Here is a 16,342-nt window from a genome sequence, read left to right on the forward strand (position 1 = left end):
GCCGCTCAGGAAGGTCTCAGCGGTCCCGGAAGAAGCGGGTCAGCTGCTCGGCGCAGACCTCCGCGAGGACGCCCTCGATCACCTCGGGCCGGTGATTGAGGCGCCGGTCGCGCACCAGGTCCCAGAGCGAACCGGCCGCGCCGGCCTTCTCGTCCCTGGCGCCGTAGACCACACGCGCGACGCGGGACTGCACGAGCGCGCCCGCGCACATCACGCAGGGTTCGAGGGTCACGACGAGCGTGCAGCCGGTCAGCCGCCACTCGCCGAGCCCAGCGGCCGCGCGGCGCAGCGCGAGCACCTCGGCATGCGCCGTGGGGTCGCCGATCGCCTCGCGTTCGTTGTGGCCGACGGAGACGGTCTCGCCGTGCGGGGAGAGAACCACGGCGCCGACGGGGACGTCGCCCCCGAGTGCGGCCTGTTCGGCCGCTTCGAGAGCGAGTCGCATCGCCGGCTGCCAGCGGTCTCGTACGGGGTCGTTCACTGGGTCGTGCACTTCAGGTGCGGCTCGTTCACTAGCGGACGGCCTCGAGGATGTCCGAGGCGCCCAGGGCCTCGGCGATCTCGTTGAGGGCGTCGGTCCTCAGGGACAGCAGCTCCTTCTCGGACAGGCCGAGGTCGTCGAGGATCGCGGTGTCCCCGAGCGGCCCGGCCGGGACCGATGAGTCGCCGTCGTCGCTGTCGTCGGTGTCGTCGTCGGAAGGGTTCTCCGGCTCGCCGTCCTCAGTGCCGTCGAGGTCGACGAGCTCCTCCAGGCGGGCCGAGTCGTCGGACGAGCCGGGTTCACGGCCGAGGAGCTCGTCCGTGACCAGGATCTCGCCGTAACTGCTGCGGGACGCGGCGGCCGCGTCCGAGACATAGATACGAGGGTCGTCCTCACCCTCCACACGCACGATGCCGAACCAGGCGTCCTCCTGCTCGATGAAAACGAGCACTGTCTCGTCGTCGTACCCCCCCGACGTGGCCTCACGGGCCAGGTCGGCGAGATCCGACAGGGTCTCCACATCGTCGAGCTCTGTGTCGCTCGCTTCCCACCCGTCTTCGGTGCGCGCGAGCAGTGCGGCGAAGTACACCGTGACTCTCCCACTGGTCTTCAGGCGTGCCGGTTGGGGTTCCCCCCGGCGGAGGTTGGCGGGCGGGGAGTCGCGAAGTGCGCCCGCCCATCGGAATCGTGGCAGAAAGCGAGCCGTTGCGAGAGGTCTTCCGCGCGCTGTGTCTGCGGCGAGCCGCGCGCCGGGTCCCGCACGGGGGCCCGCGCCGCCGTCCCCTGACTACCAGCGGAAGGTCCGCATCCGCATCTGCTGGCGCATCCGGGCCGCGCGCGCCTTGCGGGGCTGGACCCGGGCGCGGAGCTCTTTCGCCTCATGCAGTTCGCGCAGGAACTGGGCGCGCCGCCGCCGCCGCTCCGCGTCGGTCTCGGTCTGCTCCGACGCCGCGTCGCTGTCCTGCATCTGGCTCCACCACCCTGCCCAGCGGGGTACCCGGGGTGTTCGTTCCCTCCCACTTTCCCCCGCGTGGCCGGTTTGATGCGACTGTGCGGGTACGGAGAGACAGGTTCAGGGCAAGGCCGGGGAGCGGCGGGCGGGCGGGCGCGTCGGCCGCGGGGCCCCGGTAGCCTGAGGGGCGGGTCGCTGCTGCGGCCGTTGTCGCAGATCAGACCCACGGAGGATCCTGTGCGCTTGCACGTCGTCGACCACCCGCTGGTGGCGCACAAACTCACCACGCTGCGCGACAAGCGCACCGACTCCCCCACTTTCCGCCGCCTCGCCGACGAGCTGGTCACGCTCCTCGCCTACGAGGCCACGCGCGACGTGCGCACCGAGCAGGTCGACATCGAGACCCCGGTCGGCCCGACCACGGGCGTGAAGCTGGCCCGCCCGCGCCCCCTCGTCGTACCGATCCTGCGGGCCGGTCTCGGCATGCTGGACGGCATGGTGCGGCTGCTTCCGACGGCCGAGGTCGGCTTCCTCGGCATGGTCCGCAACGAGGAGACCCTTGAGGCCTCGACGTACGCGACGCGCATGCCGGAGGACCTGTCGGGGCGCCAGGTGTACGTGGTGGACCCGATGCTGGCGACCGGCGGCACCCTCGTCGCGGCGATCCAGGAGCTGATCAAGCGCGGTGCCGACGACGTGACGGCGGTCGTGCTGCTCGCGGCGCCCGAGGGCGTCGAGGTGATGGAGCGCGAGCTGGCGGGCGCCCCCGTGACGGTCCTGACGGCGGCCGTCGACGAGCAGCTCAACGACCAGGGCTTCATCGTCCCGGGCCTCGGCGACGCCGGTGACCGGATGTACGGCGCCGCGGAGTAGTTCTCCTGGCGCGGAGTAGTTCTCCTAGCAGCCGGGACGTGAGGGCGCCGGGGCGGGTTCGGCCAGCTTGGCCAGGGCCTTCTCGGCGTCCGCTTTCTTCGCCAGGGCCGTGAAGGCCTTGCCGATGATGAGGTCGATCTCCTTGCCCTTGCGGGCGTCCGTCTTGCGTTCGGCACCGGCGAGCTGGGTGCCGAGCACGGGCAGGCCGCTCTCCAGGGCGGACTTGGCGCCGAGGAGCACGGCGGTCGCGGCGACCTTCTTGTCGTACTCCTTGGGTGCGTTGGCCACGTCGCCGATCTTGAAGCCACGTTTCTTCAGTTCGTCGGCGGTCTTCTTGGCGAGGCCGGTGCGGGGCGTGGCGTTGAGGACGTTGACCGTGATCTGGCCCGGTTTCGGCAGCGCCTTCGGGGACGGCGACGGCTTCGGCGCGGGCTTGCAGTCGGGCCGGTCCGCCGCGACGGTGCCGCGCTTCTCGTCACCGGAGAACACGTCCACGAGCTGTACGACGCCGTAGCCGACCAGGCCGAGGCCCGCGGCCGACGCGATCACGGCGAGCACGATCCGGCGGTGCCGATTGCGGCGCATGCGCGGGTACTTGTCCCCGGTGATGCGGTATTCGCCGCCCATTCCGGGGGGTGTGAGCATGCTCATGGGCGCAGCGTAATGCGGCGCGGGCGCGATGCCTACTAAATGATCAATCGCCCGGGCGAGAGCCAACCCGAAAGGGCCAATACGGGGCTGATACGGGGCCTCTACGGGCCTGATGCGGGGCCTCTGCGGGGCCTCTGCGGGGCTGATGCTAGGGCCCGACGGGGCCCGACGGGGCCCGACGGGGCCCGACGGGGGTCGACGGGGGCCGACGCGGGGTGGATACGGGCGATACGGGCGATACGGACGAGGCGGGCGGCCTCGGCCGATCGGGGGGCGGAGCGCCGCGCCACGGAACTCCGGGGCGGACTCCGCGGCTTCCGGGGGGGGCGAACCCCTGGGTGGATCAGCCCAGTTCGAGGACGCGGGCGTGCAGGACCTGGCGCTGCTGGAGTGCGGCGCGCACGGCGCGGTGCAGCCCGTCCTCCAGGTAGAGGTCGCCCTGCCACTTCACGACGTGGGCGAAGAGGTCGCCGTAGAACGTGGAGTCCTCGGCGAGGAGGGTCTCCAGGTCGAGCTGGCCCTTGGTCGTCACCAGCTGATCGAGGCGGACCGGGCGCGGCGCGACGTCCGCCCACTGCCGGGTGCTTTCCCGGCCGTGGTCGGGGTACGGCCGGCCGTTTCCGATGCGCTTGAAGATCACACGGAAAGCCTACCGGGCAAGGGGCTCCGGGCGCAGCCACGGCGACCGAGTGCGAGGCTGGAATATGCCGCCGCAAAGCCGACATATCGGTAACAGTCAAACCGGGAACAGGGGCCTGAAATGAGCGAGAGCGAGCCGCAGCAGCCCGCAGGAACGCCGGACCGTTCGGCCCCCATCTCGACCCCCACACCCCCCGCGGGCTCGCCCCCGACGACGCCCGCCGAGTCCGTACCCCCCGCGGGCGAATCCCCGGCACCCGCCGCTGACGCGACCGACACGGCGACGGGCGCCCCCGCGCCCGACACCCCCGCCCCCGCGCCCGCCGCGCACTCCGCTCCGCCGGTCGCGGGGGAGTCGGTGAGTTCCGCGCCCGCGCTGCCGCAGGAGGCCATGGAGATCGCCGCGGGCTACGCCTTCGCCGGTCCCGCCCTGGATCTCGGGGCGCTGCTCTGGGACGGCTCGTGCCTGCCGGACGCGCAGGTACGGATCCCGCTGCCGATGCTCAACCGGCACGGCCTGGTCGCCGGGGCCACCGGTACCGGCAAGACCAAGACGCTCCAGCTGATCGCCGAACAGCTGGCCGCGCAGGGCGTGCCCGTCTTCCTCGCCGACGTGAAGGGTGACCTGTCCGGGCTCGCGGCGCCGGGCGAGGCGAACGACGCGGTGCGGCAGCGGTCGGGCGAGGTCGGGCAGGACTGGCAGGGCAAGCGGTTCCCGTGCGAGTTCTACGCGCTCGGCGGGATCGGCCCGGGCATTCCCGTACGCGCGACCGTGACGAGCTTCGGGCCCGTACTGCTCTCGAAGGTGCTGCAGCTCAACCAGACGCAGGAGCAGTCGCTCGGGCTGATCTTCCACTACGCGGACCAGAAGGGCCTGGAACTGCACGATCTCAAGGACCTGCGGGCCGTCGTGACGTTCCTGACGTCCGACGAGGGCAGGCCGGAGCTGAAGAACATCGGCGGGCTCTCCACGGTCACGGCCGGGGTGATCCTGCGGGCGCTGACCGCGTTCGAGGCGCAGGGCATGGCGCCGTTCTTCGGGAACCCGGAGTTCGACGTGAGCGAGTTCCTGCGTACGGCCGCGGACGGGCAGGGGCAGGGTCAGGTGTCGGTGCTCGAACTGCCCGCCGTGCAGGACAAGCCGCAGCTGTTCTCGACGTTCCTGATGTGGATGCTGGCCGACCTGTTCAACAACCTGCCCGAGGTCGGCGACGTGGACAAGCCCAAGCTGGTGTTCTTCTTCGACGAGGCGCATCTGCTGTTCAACGGCGCGAGCAAGGCGTTCCTGGAGGCGATCACGCAGACCGTGCGGCTGATCAGGTCGAAGGGCGTGGGCGTCTTCTTCGTGACGCAGACGCCCAAGGACGTGCCCGGCGATGTCCTCGCCCAGCTCGGCAACCGCGTGCAGCACGCGCTGCGCGCCTTCACCCCGGACGACCAGAAGGCGCTGCGGGCGACGGTGAAGACCTTCCCGAACTCCGCGTACGACCTGGAGGAGACACTCACGTCGCTCGGGACCGGCGAGGCGGTCGTCACCGTGCTGAGCGAGAAGGGCGCGCCGACCCCGGTGGCCGCGACCCGGCTGCGCGCGCCCGAGTCCCGGATGGGTCCGGCCGACGCGGCCGAGCTCGACGGGGCGGTGAAGGGCTCGCTGCTGTACTCGCGGTACGCACAGGCTGTGGATCCCGAGTCGGCGTACGAGGTGCTCACCGCGCAGCGGACCGAGCGGGAGGCGCAGCAGCAGGCGGCGACGGAGGCGGCCGAGGCGGAGAAGGCCGGGCAGCGGGCCGGGCGGGGCGGCGGCAAGGACGAATCGATGGTGGACCAGGTGATGGGCTCGGGGATCTTCAAGTCCCTTGCGCGCTCGCTCGGTACGCAGATCGGGCGCGAGATCTCCCGGTCCGTCTTCGGCACGCGCCGCCGCCGCTGAGGCGGTCGGCGGCGCGTGGCCTCGGCTACTTCCGGTCGTCCTGTGCGGGCGCCTTCGGGCGGGGCTTGTCGGTCCCGGACTCCTCGTGCTGCTCGGTCCTGTGGGACTTCTCGTTCCGCTCGTTCCGCTCGTTCCGCACGGCTTCCGCGCGCAGGAGGGCGTGCAGGATCGCGTAGGGGTCTTGATGCATGGGTTGTCCTTGCGCTGGTCGCTTGTCGGTCCGGCCTGAGGCACGGGCCTGTCAGCAGCGCAGGACTACGGTGCGGAGGGTGGGGGTGTACGGGTGGGGCGGTGCGGGATGCTGCCACCGTTGTGCCCACCCGTTCCGCAGAGCGGAACGGGTGGGCACAGCCACCGGTGCCGGGCGCCGTTCTGTCGGGCGTCGGCTGCTCGCCGTGCGAGGGGTGGAGACATCCGCGTCATGTACCTCGGCGCAGCTCACGGCGTACGCCGGCGCCTGAACGGAAGGCGGCACCACCAGCGCTGCGGCGAGCAGAGCGGCCAGTACGAGAAGACCCCGGGGGAGCCGGGCAACGTACCGGAGACCGCTCATGGGACGTCATCTGCCCGGCCCCGGACGGAACCCGGCACCGGAGCGCCGAGTTCCGCCCGTAAGGCGTACAGCCCTGGGGAGGCGTTACGCGGACGCGTCGCCGCTGAGCCGCTGGACGCCCCTGAGCAGCACCGAGTGGTCGAGCTCGCCCCAGCCCTGGGCGCGGGCGGCGGCGATCTGCTGGGCGGCGACCGCGCCGACGGGCAGCACGGCGCCGACGGTGCGGGCCGCCTCCGTGACGATGCCCATGTCCTTGTGGTGCAGGTCGACCTTGAAGCCCGGCCGGTACTCGTGGAGCAGGAAGTTCTCCATCTTCCGGGTCAGGACGGCCGAGCCGGCGAGGCCGCCGTTCAGGACCTCAAGGGCCGCCTTCAGGTCGACGCCGGACTTCTCCAGGAACGTGACCGCCTCGGCGCAGGCCTCCAGGTTCACGGCGACGATCAGCTGGTTGGCGGCCTTCACGGTCTGCCCGGAGCCGTGCGGTCCGCAGTGCACGATCGTCGTGCCCATGGCTTCGAGGACCGGCCGCGCGGCGTCGAAGTCGCCCTTGTCGCCGCCGACCATGATCGACAGGACGCCCTCGACGGCGCCCGCCTCACCCCCGGAGACCGGGGCGTCGAGGACGCGGACGCCGTGGTCGCGGGCGGTCTCGGCCAGGTCGACGGAGGTCTGCGGCGTGATCGAGGAGTGGTCGATCAGGAGGGCGCCGGGGCGGGCGTTCTCCAGGATCCCGTCCGGCCCGTACGCCACCGCCTCGACCTGGGGGGAGGCCGGGACCATCGTGATCACGATGTCCGCGTCGCGCACCGCGTCCGCGATCGTGGCGGCCGCGCTGCCGCCCGCCTCGACGAGCGGCGCGGTCTTCTCCGGGCTGCGGTTCCAGCCGGTGACGGTGTGCCCGGCGCGCACCAGGTTGACCGCCATCGGGCTGCCCATGATGCCGAGGCCGATGAAACCGATCTTTGCCATTGCCTGCCTCTGCTTCCAGCTCTGCTTCCAGACGTCACTTCCGTTATGCGGAATCCATGCTCCGTTGACCGAAATCCTCTGTCAAGAAAGCCCTGACCCGGCGGCCGGCCGGGCTACTTCTTCTTGGCCGCGGCCTTCATCTCCTGCTTGTACGCCCGCACCTTCGCCAGCGTCTCCGGTCCCGTGATGTCGGCCGCCGAGCGGAACGCGTCCTTCTCGCCGTAGACACCGGCCGCCTCGCGCCAGCCCGGGGGCGTGACGCCGTACTGCTTGCCGAGGAGCGCCAGGAAGATCTGCGCCTTCTGGTCCCCGTACCCGGGCAGGGCCTTGAGGCGGGCGAGGAGTGCCGTGCCGCTGCCCGCGTCGCGCCAGACGGCCTCGGCGTCGCCGCCGTACTCGTCGACGAGGTACTGGCAGAGCTTCTGCACCCGGCCCGCCATCGAGCCGGGATAGCGGTGCACGGCGGGCTTTGCCTTCATCAGCTCGGCGAACTGCTCCGGGTCGTACGCCGCGATGTCGTGCGCGTCCAGGTCGTCCGCCCGCAGCCGCTCCGCGATGACGTACGGGCCGGAGAACGCCTTCTCCATCGGGACCTGCTGGTCGAGGAGCATGCCCACGAGTGCGGCAAGGGGGCTGCGCCCGAGCAGCGCGTCGGCCTGCGGCTCCTGGGCCAGGTGGATGTCGGCGGGCTTCGGTGCGTTGGTCATGCCTCGATGATCGCGCAGCGTGCGCCGGGCGTCGTCCGGTACGCGCCCGCCCGGGCCGCTGCCGCTGCCGCCCGCGCCGCGCGCTCCGCCGCCTCCTCGTCGAGCGGGGCGCCGGACAGCAGGAACCGGTGGTAGAGGGGCGCGGAGACCGCTCGTACGACCTCGTGGGGGTCCGTGTCCGGGGGCAACTCGCCGCGTTGGGCGGCCAGTTCGACGCAGGGCGCCCACTCGGCGACGCGGATCTCGTAGAAGCGGTGCAGGGCGTGCGCGGTCCGCTCGTCGCAGGTCGCCGCCGCGATCACCGCGCGGAACAGCGGGCCCTGGCGCGGGTCGGTGAGCGTGGTGCGGACCAGATGGGCGTTGGCGCGCAGGTCGTCGAGGAGCGCGCCGGTGTCGCTACGGGGCGAGGACTGCTCGGCCATGTCCGCGAGCAGGTCGGCGACCAGGGCGGTGGTCGAGCCCCAGCGGCGGTAGACGGTGGTCTTGCCGACTCCGGCGCGGCGCGCGACCTCACTCAGGTCGAGGCCCGCGAACCCGCCCTCGGCGAGCGCGTCCCCCGCGGCGTCGAGCACGGCCGCCCGCACCCGGGCGGTACGGCCGCCGGGGCGGACGGTGCCGGGGTCGGGCGTTTCCGGTGAGGTGTTGTCGGAGGCCATGCCGTCAGCGTAACGGGGTTTCTGTTCCCTTAAGGGTGGGACCTAGGGGGTGAGCGGGGCTCCTCAGTGGTGCCAGGCCTTCCTCAGTGGTGCCAGGCCTTGCCGCCCGTGTTGTGGATCATCCGCTGCAGGACCTTCATCGTCGTGAGGAAGTCCGCGTCGGGCACGCCCTCGTGGATGCGCGCGAGGGACTTCCGCTGGCGGGCGGTGGCGCGTTCGAGCAGCTCATGGCCGGTGTCGGTCAGGGAGATGGACTCCTCGCCCGCCGTCGCGAGGACGCCGCGCTCGATCAGCTCGTCGATGTCCGACCGCAGTGCGTCGCCCACGTCGAGGTAGCCGCGCAGCATCGTGAACACGTCCTCGCGCGGCCGGGCCCCGTCCCGTACTTGGTTGATCACCCACCACTGCGGCTGCGTGAGGCCGACCTCGGTGAGGCCCGCGCGGATGTAGTCGATGACCGCCTTGTTGGCGGCCCAACTCCAGTACCCGATCGGCTGGTTGAGCAGCCCGGCGTCGTTGTGGGTGTAGTGGAACTCCTGGTTCGGGTCCTGGTGCTGGTCCTGGTCCTGGTGCTGGTCCTGGTTCTGGTTCTGGTTCTGGTTCTGGTCCTGGTCGTGCTGTGTCGTCGTCATGTGGCGAACTTAGGACCTCAATCGAACTTGAGGTCAAGGGTGAGGAGTTGGTCGATCGCGGCCTTGATCCGCAGCGCCGAGTAGCCGCGTTCGGCGCGCAGGTGGTGCAGCAGGCTCGGCGCCATCGGGGCGAGCAGCAGATGCGCGAGCACCGGCGCGTCCGCTTCCGGGCGCGCCTGCCCGACGAGCATCGCGACGTGCGTGTGCACCGTCGCGTACGGCCCCCCGCGGAACCTGGCGCCCGGATCGGCCGCCTCCGCGGCGAGGCTCACGGCGTGCTGCTCGTCGATGTGGTCGGCGAGCGCGTGCAGGAAGGCGCGCAGCCGCTTGGCGGGCGGGGCGTCCGGGCCGAGCGGGGGCGGGCCACTGAGGAAGGCCTCCTGGAGCCGCATCTCGCGGTCGTTGAGGAGGGCGATGAGCAGCTGCGCGACGGTGCCGAAGCGGCGGTAGACCGTGCCCACGCCGATGCCGCTGGCGTGCGCGACGGCGTTCATCGTGACCGCGTCCGCGCCCCGTTCCGCGACAAGTCGGGCCGCGGCGTCCAGGATCTTGCGCCGGTTCCTGGCCGCGTCCGCGCGCTCGGGAGGCGGCTGATCCACGAGCGGCAGGGCGAGGTGCGGCTGGGCGAGGTGCGGCTGGTCGGGGTGCGGCTGGTCGGGGTGCGGTGGGTCGGGTTGAGGCCGGTCGGGGTGCGGCTGGTCGGGGGTGGCGCTCATGTCCTGAGCGTACGCGCGGTGCGGTGCACCGGAAAGTTATCCGGTTCCATTCCCGTACGCCCTTGCGAAGTGGATAGCGATCCGCTTCACTGGACTCGTACGGGAAGCGGATAACAGTCCGCTTTCTCTGGGTGAGCCCGCAGGGCCGCCTTCGGTGAGCCTCGCCAGGGGCCGCGAGCGAAAGGGATCCACCATGAGCGCCAAGATCGCCGTCATCTACTACTCCGCCACCGGCACCGTGCACCAGCTCGCCCAGGCCATGGCCGAGGGCGCGGAGAAGGAGGGCGCCGAGGTCCGCCTGCGCCGCGTCGGCGAGCTCGCCCCGGACGCGGCGATCGACGCCAACCCGGCCTGGCGCGAGCACGTCGACGCGACCAAGGACCAGGTGGAGGTCGCCACGCTCGACGACCTGACCTGGGCGGACGGGTACGCACTCGGCTCCCCGACCCGGTACGGCAACATCGCGTCCCAGCTCAAGCAGTTCATCGACTCGACCGGCGGGCTGTGGGCGCAGGGCGTCTTCCAGGACAAGCCCTTCACCGGTTTCAGCAGCGCGCACAACCTGCACGGCGGCAACGAGTCCACGCTCCTCGCCCTCTACAACACCGCGCACCACTGGGGTTCGCTGATCGTCTCGCCCGGCTTCACGGACGAGTCGGTGTACGCCGCCGGCGGCAACCCCTACGGCACGGTGCACCCCGGCGCGGCCGGCCCCGTCACGGACGCCGCGCTCGACGCCGCCCGCCACCAGGGCGCCCGCCTCGCCCGCCTCACGGCCAAGGTGGCGGCGTAGGCACGCGCAGGGCGAGGACGTGCAGGGCAAGCACGTGCAGGGCGAGGACGTGCAGGGCGAGGACGTGCAGGGCGAGGACGTGCAGGGCAAGCACGGGCAGGGTGAGGGTGGGCAACGCCGGGGACAGGTGGCGGCGTACGGACGGTCGGGGGCGGCTGCGTAAGGACGGGCAGGTCCGGGCCCCGGGTGTCACGCGCGCTCGAACCGGACGCCCCGGTCCTCCACCGGTCCGTGGCGCAACAGCCGTACGTCACGCGGATAGTTCTGGTTGAGCCGCCACGGCGCCGTCGCCCCCTGCTTCGGCAGCGCGTCGAGGGAGCGCAGCACGTACCCCGCGGCCAGATCGATGAGCGGCCGCAACTCGCCGCCGTCGTCCGGGAGTCGGGGCGTGCAGCTGCGGTAGCCGTGCCGGTCCATGTGCGCGAGCAGCCGGCAGACGTACGTCGCGACGAGATCGGCCTTCAGGGTCCAGGAGGCGTTGGTGTAGCCGATGGTCAGCGCGAAGTTGGGCACGCCGGACAGCATCATCCCCTTGTACGCGACGGTGTCCGCGACCTCGATCTCCTCGCCGTCGACGGCCAGTTCCATCCCGCCGATCGCCAGCAGGTTCAGGCCCGTCGCCGTCACGACGACATCGGCCTCCAGCTCCTCGCCCGAGCCGAGCCGAACCCCGGTGGGTGTGAAACCGGCGACCGTGTCCGTCACCACGGAGGCCCGGCGCCTGCGGATCGCCGTGAACAGATCCCCGTCTGGGGCGATGCACAGGCGCTGGTCCCAGGGCCCGTACTCCGGCCGGAAGTGCGTGTCCACGTCGAACCCGCTGGGCAGTTGGCGGCGCGCGGCCCGGCGCAGCGCGCCCGCGACGAACCTCGGGGCGCGCCGGCTGAGCTGGAAGTTGGCGAGGGCGAGGAGCGCGTTCTTCCAGCGCAGCGCGCTGCCCGCGGTGCGGCGCGGCAGGAGCCGGGCCAGCGGGCGCGCGAGCATGTCGTTCGACGGCAGTGCCAGGACGTGGCTGGGCGAGCGCTGCACCATCGTCACGTGCTCCGCGGTCCCGGCGAGCGCGGGCACCAGCGTCACGGCGGTCGCGCCGCTGCCGATCACCACGATCCGCTTGCCGGTGTGGTCCAGATCGGCCGGCCAGTGCTGCGGGTGGACGAGCCGCCCGCCGTACTCCCCGATGCCGGGGAAGTCCGGTGTGTACCCCTTGTCGTAGCGGTAGTAACCGGCGCAGACGAAGAGGAACGTGCAGGTCAGTCGCGTGACGGTGCCGTCCGTACGGCTCGCGGCCACCGTCCACCGGCCCTCGGCCGAGGACCATTCGGCCCGCGTCACCCGGTGCCCGAACCGGATCGCCCGGTCCACGCCGTAGGCCCGCGCGGTCTCCTGGATGTACGCGCGGATCGAGGCGCCGTCGACGATCGCCCGCTCTTGAGTCCACGGCCGGAACGAGTAGCCGAGCGTGTGCATGTCCGAGTCCGAGCGCACCCCGGGGTACCGGAACAGGTCCCAGGTCCCGCCGATCGCGTCCCGCCCCTCCAGCACGGCGAAGCTCTTGCCCGGAGCGCTGCGCCGCAGGTGACAGGCCGCGCCGACGCCGGAGAGGCCGGCCCCGACGATGAGGACGTCGACGTGCTCGGGCTGCGCTGCTTGCGGCATCTCGTCTCCCGGCCGGAAGGGGGTGGGACGCCAGTTCACCGGGTCGACGGGCGCTTGCGCTACCCCTTGTCCGGCTGGGCGCCGGGCTCGCGGTCGAGTTCGGCCACGTCCGCCTCCGCCGTCCGGACCACGTCCTTGGTACGCGTACGCCGCCCCGATCCCGTCCGTACCGCCCCGATGCTCGCCGTGACCACAAGCGCGATGGCCAGCCACTGCGTGAGCGCCAACCGCTGCCCGAGGACGAGGAGTCCGGCCAGGGCGGCGACCGCGGGCGCGAGGCTCATCAGGACGGCGAAGGTCGACGCGGGCAGCCGGCGCAGCGCGAACAGCTCCAGGGAGTACGGCAGTCCGGACGCCAGCGCGGCGAGCGCGAGCCCGAGCGCCAGCGTCGACGGCACGATCAGGGCCGCGCCCGCGCTCGCCACCCCGATCGGCAGGCTGACCAGGGCCGCCACGCTCATCGCGAGCGCGAGCCCGTCCGCCCGCGGGAACCGCGCCCCGGCACGCGCGCTCATCAGGATGTACGCGGCCCACATCGCACCGGCGCCGAGCGCGAACCCGACACCCGCCAGGTTCAGCTGGCCGAAGCCGCCCTCGCCGAGCAGGAACACCCCGACCAGCGCGAGCGCCGCCCACAGCAGGCTGGCGAGCCGCCGCGAAGTGAACACGGACAGCGCGAGTGGACCGAGGACCTCCAGCGTCACCGCCGGGCCCAGCGGGATCCGCTCGATGGACTGGTAGAACAGCGTGTTCATCCCGCAGAGCGCGAGGCCGAAGCCGCACACCACGGCCCAGTCCGACCGCCCGTGCCCGCGCAGCCGCGGCCGGCACACGACCAGCAGCAGCACGGCCGAGAGCACGAGCCGCAGCGTGACGATCCCGAGGGCACCGGCCCGCGGGAACAGCAGCGCGGCGACCGCCGAGCCGAACTGCGTGGACAGCGCCCCGGCCACCACGAGCCCCACCCCGACCAGCCGTCCGGGACCTCCCGACGAAGCGAGACCTCCCGACGAAGCCGGACCTCCCGACGAAGCTGGGCCTCCCGATGATGCGGGACCTGTCGCCGTGGCGGGACCTGTCGCCGTGGCGGCGGACGGGGCAGCGGAGTGCGAGGCGGTCGTCGTCATGCCCTCCACGCTACGGAGCGCCCCGTTCCAGGTGAAATGCACAACAGCCGGTGGTTATGCTCGACACGCATGACCGTGCCCACGTCCTGTGAGACGGGCACGCTGGTGAGAGGAGAGGGCGGGAAGACGATGGCCGTAGAACTGCGCCACCTGCGCTGCTTCCTCGCGATCGCCGAAGCGGGCACGATCACGCGCGCCGCGGCCCGCCTCCACATGAGCCAGCCCGCGCTCTCCCGCACCCTGCGTGCCCTCGAGGAACACCTCGGCGCACGGCTCGTCGACCGCTCGACGCACCACCTCGAACTCACCCCGGAAGGCCGGGTGTTCCGCGACCGCGCGGCCGCCGCCGTCGCCGCCGTGGACGCCGCGCTCGATCCCGGCGCCCTGGCCTCCTGGCCGCTGCGCCTCGGCCACACCGGCCCCGCGCTCGGCGAGCACACCTCGGAACTCCTGCGCCGCTGGGACCGGCGGCACCCCGAGACGCCCCTTGAGCTGCTCCGTATCGACGACCGCACGGCCGGGCTCACCCAGGGCAGGTCGGACGCCGCCCTGCTGCGCGCGCCGTTCCTCGCCCCCGGATTCGTCAGCGAGACGCTGCTCACCGAGCGCCGGGTCGCCGTCATGGCCGCCGACAGCCGGCTCGCCGCGTGCGCCGAGCTGACCCTTGCGGATCTCGCGGACCAGCCGGTCGCGATCAACACCGTCTCCGGCATCACGAACCTCGACCTGTGGCCCGCCACCCGGCGGCCCACGTCCGTGGTGTCGGTGACCAACACGGACGACTGGCACGCCGCGATCGCCGCGGGCCGCGCCATCGGCGTCACCCCCGAATCCACTCCCCGTATGAACGCGCACCCCGCCGTCGCCTACCGCCCCCTCGTCGACGCCCCCGACGTACCGGTCCTGCTCGCCTGGCGCGAACACGGCGGCCATCCGGCGATCCCGGATCTGGTGGCGCTGGCCCGCGAAACGGTCGCTTGACAGGGGCTCTCCGCTCAGCTCTGCGGTTCGCCGATGTCGACCATCCACGGAACGCCGAACTTGTCCGTGCACATGCCGAAGACGTCCCCCCACATCTGCTTCTCCAGGGGCACGCTCACGGCACCGTCGGCGGAGAGCTTCTCCCAGTACCCGCGCAGCTCGGCGTCGTCGTCACCGCTGAGGCTCACCGAGAAGTTGCTGCCCGACTTGAACTCCATGCCGGGCGGGGTGTCCGCGCCCATCAGCGTGAAGCCGGTCGGGGTCTCCAGCATGCCGTGCATGATCTGGTCGGCCTCGGCGCCGCCGGCCGTGCCGCCGAAATCACCGAAGGTGTGCAGCGAGAGCTCGCCGCCGAAGACCTCCTTGTAGAACTCCAGGGCCTGCCGGGCGTCACCGTCGAAGCTGAGGTACGGGTTGAGGCGCGAAGCCATGAGAACCTCCTGAAACAGGATCAATCGGGATCAAGCCGCTGATGACTTCAGGCTAGTCGCGCCCACTGACAACGGCTCCTCGGCACAGCTCGGGCGGCTGGGGGCAGCTCGTGCGGCTGGGCAGCTCATGCGGCTCGGGCCCTCACCCGGTTCACCCGCTCACACGGCGCACGCGGCGCACACGGCTCATGGCGCGCACGCGGCTGACGCGGCCGTGAGCGCCACCGTGACCGCCCAGCCCACATAGCCGACGTTTACCGCGAGCCGCGCCACCACCCCGGCCGGCCGCCACAGCACGCCCGGCCGACCGCGGTGCACGGACCGCAGCGCGTCGAGATGCGGCAAGAGATACACGACGAACAGCCCGGCGGCCGCCCACACCAGGGCCCCCCGGCTCGCAGGCAGCAGCACGAGCGCCCCCACGAACACCTCCACCACCCCGGACGCCCCCACCAGCAGCCCACCCCGCCGCCCGAGCCAGTCCGGCACAAGCGACCGGAAGTAGTCCATGACGCGATGGTCGACTCAACCCGCACCTGGACGCTTGAACAGAACGATCGGCACCGGACGTTCGCGACCGGCCCCGAGGCGAGCCTGTTCGCCGAGTCCGGGCCGTTCGCCGTCACCCGCCACCGCCACCGCCACCCGGCCTGGAAGCTGGTCCTCCCGACCTCCGGCCACGCCGTACGACGACTACTCGTGGCCCTCGGTCCGGTCGACCCGGCGCGGTCCCGCCCGACCTGACCGCCGCCCACACCGAACTCCTGGCCCTGCTGCGCACGCACACCGGAACGGCACCCACCCTGGACGCGCGCGTGCTGCACGCTGCGCGCGAGGCCACCCGCCCCACCTCGCACGCACCCCTGGACGAGATCGCCGCCGACGTCGCCCTGTCCCCACCCCGACTACGCACCCTGGTCCGGGAATCGGTGGGCATCCCCTGGTCCTCCTGCGCCGCTGGTCCCGCCTCCGGGAGGCGATCACGCCCCTCCCGCACACCTCCCCGGCCACGGCGGAGTTGACGACGGAACAGGGAAGAGCGGGAGAAGGACGGCCTGTACGGCGGGAGGTCCGGCCGACCTGGCGGCGGACAACGTCGAAGGGCCCCACCGCGAACGGTGGGGCCCTTCGACTTCGTGCCCGGTGAGGCATTGGCGGAGGATACGAGATTCGAACTCGTGAGGGGTTGCCCCCAACACGCTTTCCAAGTCTTCGTCTGGGGATCCGGAGGGAGCCGTGGACGTCCTGACCTGCGGTGGAGCGTTCGGCGTGGCTTGGTCTGTACGGTGCTGGACGGGGGTGAATGAGACCGGAACTGAGACCAGGCTGTGCTGGCCAGCCGCGACCACTGTGCACGGGGAACGGACCGGTTAGGTGAGCGTGGAATCTGGCTTCTGGAGCGCTTGTCCCGTGATGGCCGAGATGCGTCCGAGGTGCTCTCGCGGCCGGGCGAGCTCCGTGGCCTGCTGCCGGACGGCCACGACGTCCCGCAGAGCGGTGGCAACGGTTTCCTGCGGGGCGCAGGTGCCCAGTAGCTGGGCGGCGCGACGGAGCAGAACCTTGTCCACATCAACCGAGCAGTTCGGCTCAGGTTT

General features: G+C 71.9%; 21 protein-coding genes and 1 pseudogene. 5 read left to right on the plus strand and 17 right to left on the minus strand.

Annotated elements, in window-relative coordinates; translation table 11 throughout:
• Window positions 1-16: 16 nt before the first annotated feature.
• The 3 genes from tadA to QIT00_RS34810 all read right to left on the minus strand — a co-directional run bounded on the left by tadA (window position 17) and on the right by QIT00_RS34810 (window position 1,448).
• Entirely contained in the window at window positions 17-445 is a 429-nt protein-coding gene (gene tadA, locus QIT00_RS34800) for a tRNA adenosine(34) deaminase TadA (RefSeq protein WP_282539510.1), read from the minus strand.
• 67 nt (window positions 446-512) lie between these two features.
• Window positions 513-1,070: a tRNA adenosine deaminase-associated protein gene (locus QIT00_RS34805; protein WP_282539491.1), complete on the minus strand. Its 558-nt coding sequence runs from the start codon at window positions 1,068-1,070 to the stop codon at window positions 513-515.
• Window positions 1,071-1,268: 198 nt separating this feature from the next.
• Window positions 1,269-1,448 (minus strand): hypothetical protein, encoded by a 180-nt coding sequence (locus QIT00_RS34810; RefSeq protein WP_282539492.1) that lies wholly within the window; start codon window positions 1,446-1,448, stop codon window positions 1,269-1,271.
• Window positions 1,449-1,670: 222 nt separating this feature from the next.
• On the opposite strand from QIT00_RS34810, the gene upp reads away from it, so the two are divergent.
• Window positions 1,671-2,306, plus strand: coding sequence for a uracil phosphoribosyltransferase (gene upp, locus QIT00_RS34815; protein ID WP_282539493.1), 636 nt, complete (start codon window positions 1,671-1,673; stop codon window positions 2,304-2,306).
• 24 nt (window positions 2,307-2,330) lie between these two features.
• Here upp and QIT00_RS34820 read toward each other — a convergent pair whose 3' ends face one another.
• Together QIT00_RS34820 and QIT00_RS34825 are read right to left on the minus strand one after the other, a co-directional pair.
• Window positions 2,331-2,957 (minus strand): LytR C-terminal domain-containing protein, encoded by a 627-nt coding sequence (locus QIT00_RS34820; protein ID WP_282539494.1) that lies wholly within the window; start codon window positions 2,955-2,957, stop codon window positions 2,331-2,333.
• Between the two features lie 343 nt (window positions 2,958-3,300).
• Window positions 3,301-3,597 (minus strand): type II toxin-antitoxin system VapB family antitoxin, encoded by a 297-nt coding sequence (locus QIT00_RS34825; protein ID WP_003955420.1) that lies wholly within the window; start codon window positions 3,595-3,597, stop codon window positions 3,301-3,303.
• A gap of 390 nt (window positions 3,598-3,987) precedes the next feature.
• On the opposite strand from QIT00_RS34825, the gene QIT00_RS34830 reads away from it, so the two are divergent.
• Complete coding sequence (locus QIT00_RS34830) at window positions 3,988-5,526, plus strand: helicase HerA-like domain-containing protein (RefSeq protein ID WP_282539511.1); 1,539 nt, start codon at window positions 3,988-3,990, stop codon at window positions 5,524-5,526.
• 25 nt (window positions 5,527-5,551) lie between these two features.
• Here QIT00_RS34830 and QIT00_RS34835 read toward each other — a convergent pair whose 3' ends face one another.
• The 6 genes from QIT00_RS34835 to QIT00_RS34860 all read right to left on the minus strand — a co-directional run bounded on the left by QIT00_RS34835 (window position 5,552) and on the right by QIT00_RS34860 (window position 9,759).
• Window positions 5,552-5,716, minus strand: a complete 165-nt coding sequence (locus QIT00_RS34835; protein ID WP_282539495.1) for a hypothetical protein — start codon at window positions 5,714-5,716, stop codon at window positions 5,552-5,554.
• A gap of 447 nt (window positions 5,717-6,163) precedes the next feature.
• On the minus strand, window positions 6,164-7,102 hold the full coding sequence (locus QIT00_RS34840; protein WP_408909913.1) for a 2-hydroxy-3-oxopropionate reductase: 939 nt from the start codon (window positions 7,100-7,102) through the stop codon (window positions 6,164-6,166).
• Window positions 7,103-7,161: 59 nt separating this feature from the next.
• Entirely contained in the window at window positions 7,162-7,755 is a 594-nt protein-coding gene (locus tag QIT00_RS34845) for an HhH-GPD-type base excision DNA repair protein (protein ID WP_282539497.1), read from the minus strand.
• A complete protein-coding gene (locus tag QIT00_RS34850) occupies window positions 7,752-8,411 on the minus strand; it encodes a TetR/AcrR family transcriptional regulator (protein ID WP_282539498.1) in 660 nt (219 codons plus the stop codon). Before QIT00_RS34850 ends, QIT00_RS34845 begins: the two co-directional genes overlap by 4 nt.
• Before the next feature lie 83 nt (window positions 8,412-8,494).
• Window positions 8,495-9,043, minus strand: a complete 549-nt coding sequence (locus tag QIT00_RS34855; protein WP_282539499.1) for a MarR family winged helix-turn-helix transcriptional regulator — start codon at window positions 9,041-9,043, stop codon at window positions 8,495-8,497.
• Between the two features lie 17 nt (window positions 9,044-9,060).
• On the minus strand, window positions 9,061-9,759 hold the full coding sequence (locus QIT00_RS34860) for a TetR/AcrR family transcriptional regulator (RefSeq protein WP_282539500.1): 699 nt from the start codon (window positions 9,757-9,759) through the stop codon (window positions 9,061-9,063).
• A 193-nt stretch (window positions 9,760-9,952) separates the two neighbouring features.
• Here QIT00_RS34860 and wrbA point away from each other — a divergent pair, with 193 nt between their 5' ends.
• A complete protein-coding gene (gene wrbA, locus QIT00_RS34865) occupies window positions 9,953-10,552 on the plus strand; it encodes an NAD(P)H:quinone oxidoreductase (RefSeq protein WP_282539501.1) in 600 nt (199 codons plus the stop codon).
• Here wrbA and QIT00_RS34870 read toward each other — a convergent pair.
• The 3 genes from QIT00_RS34870 to QIT00_RS34880 form a co-directional block, all read right to left on the minus strand.
• Window positions 10,530-10,667, minus strand: coding sequence for a hypothetical protein (locus QIT00_RS34870; protein ID WP_282539502.1), 138 nt, complete (start codon window positions 10,665-10,667; stop codon window positions 10,530-10,532). The two genes, wrbA and QIT00_RS34870, sit on opposite strands and share 23 nt — an antisense overlap.
• A gap of 74 nt (window positions 10,668-10,741) precedes the next feature.
• Window positions 10,742-12,208, minus strand: coding sequence for a flavin-containing monooxygenase (locus QIT00_RS34875; RefSeq protein WP_282539503.1), 1,467 nt, complete (start codon window positions 12,206-12,208; stop codon window positions 10,742-10,744).
• 59 nt (window positions 12,209-12,267) lie between these two features.
• Window positions 12,268-13,335 carry an EamA family transporter gene (locus tag QIT00_RS34880; RefSeq protein ID WP_282539504.1) on the minus strand — a complete coding sequence of 356 codons (1,068 nt, stop codon included), beginning with the start codon at window positions 13,333-13,335 and terminating at the stop codon, window positions 12,268-12,270.
• Between the two features lie 129 nt (window positions 13,336-13,464).
• Here QIT00_RS34880 and QIT00_RS34885 point away from each other — a divergent pair, with 129 nt between their 5' ends.
• Window positions 13,465-14,316: a LysR family transcriptional regulator gene (locus QIT00_RS34885; protein ID WP_282539512.1), complete on the plus strand. Its 852-nt coding sequence runs from the start codon at window positions 13,465-13,467 to the stop codon at window positions 14,314-14,316.
• Window positions 14,317-14,330: 14 nt separating this feature from the next.
• Here the strand turns inward: QIT00_RS34885 and QIT00_RS34890 are convergent, their stop codons facing one another.
• Window positions 14,331-14,747 carry a VOC family protein gene (locus tag QIT00_RS34890; protein ID WP_282539505.1) on the minus strand — a complete coding sequence of 139 codons (417 nt, stop codon included), beginning with the start codon at window positions 14,745-14,747 and terminating at the stop codon, window positions 14,331-14,333.
• Window positions 14,748-14,933: 186 nt separating this feature from the next.
• Entirely contained in the window at window positions 14,934-15,257 is a 324-nt protein-coding gene (locus QIT00_RS34895) for a hypothetical protein (protein WP_282539506.1), read from the minus strand.
• Window positions 15,258-15,263: 6 nt separating this feature from the next.
• Here QIT00_RS34895 and QIT00_RS34900 point away from each other — a divergent pair, with 6 nt between their 5' ends.
• Entirely contained in the window at window positions 15,264-15,491 is a 228-nt protein-coding gene (locus QIT00_RS34900) for a hypothetical protein (RefSeq protein WP_282539507.1), read from the plus strand.
• A 626-nt stretch (window positions 15,492-16,117) separates the two neighbouring features.
• On the opposite strand, the pseudogene QIT00_RS34905 reads toward QIT00_RS34900, so the two are convergent.
• Window positions 16,118-16,342: pseudogene (locus QIT00_RS34905) on the minus strand (hypothetical protein); the annotation flags it as partial.

This window comes from Streptomyces luteolus (assembly GCF_029968015.1).
Lineage (GTDB): Bacteria > Actinomycetota > Actinomycetes > Streptomycetales > Streptomycetaceae > Streptomyces > Streptomyces luteolus.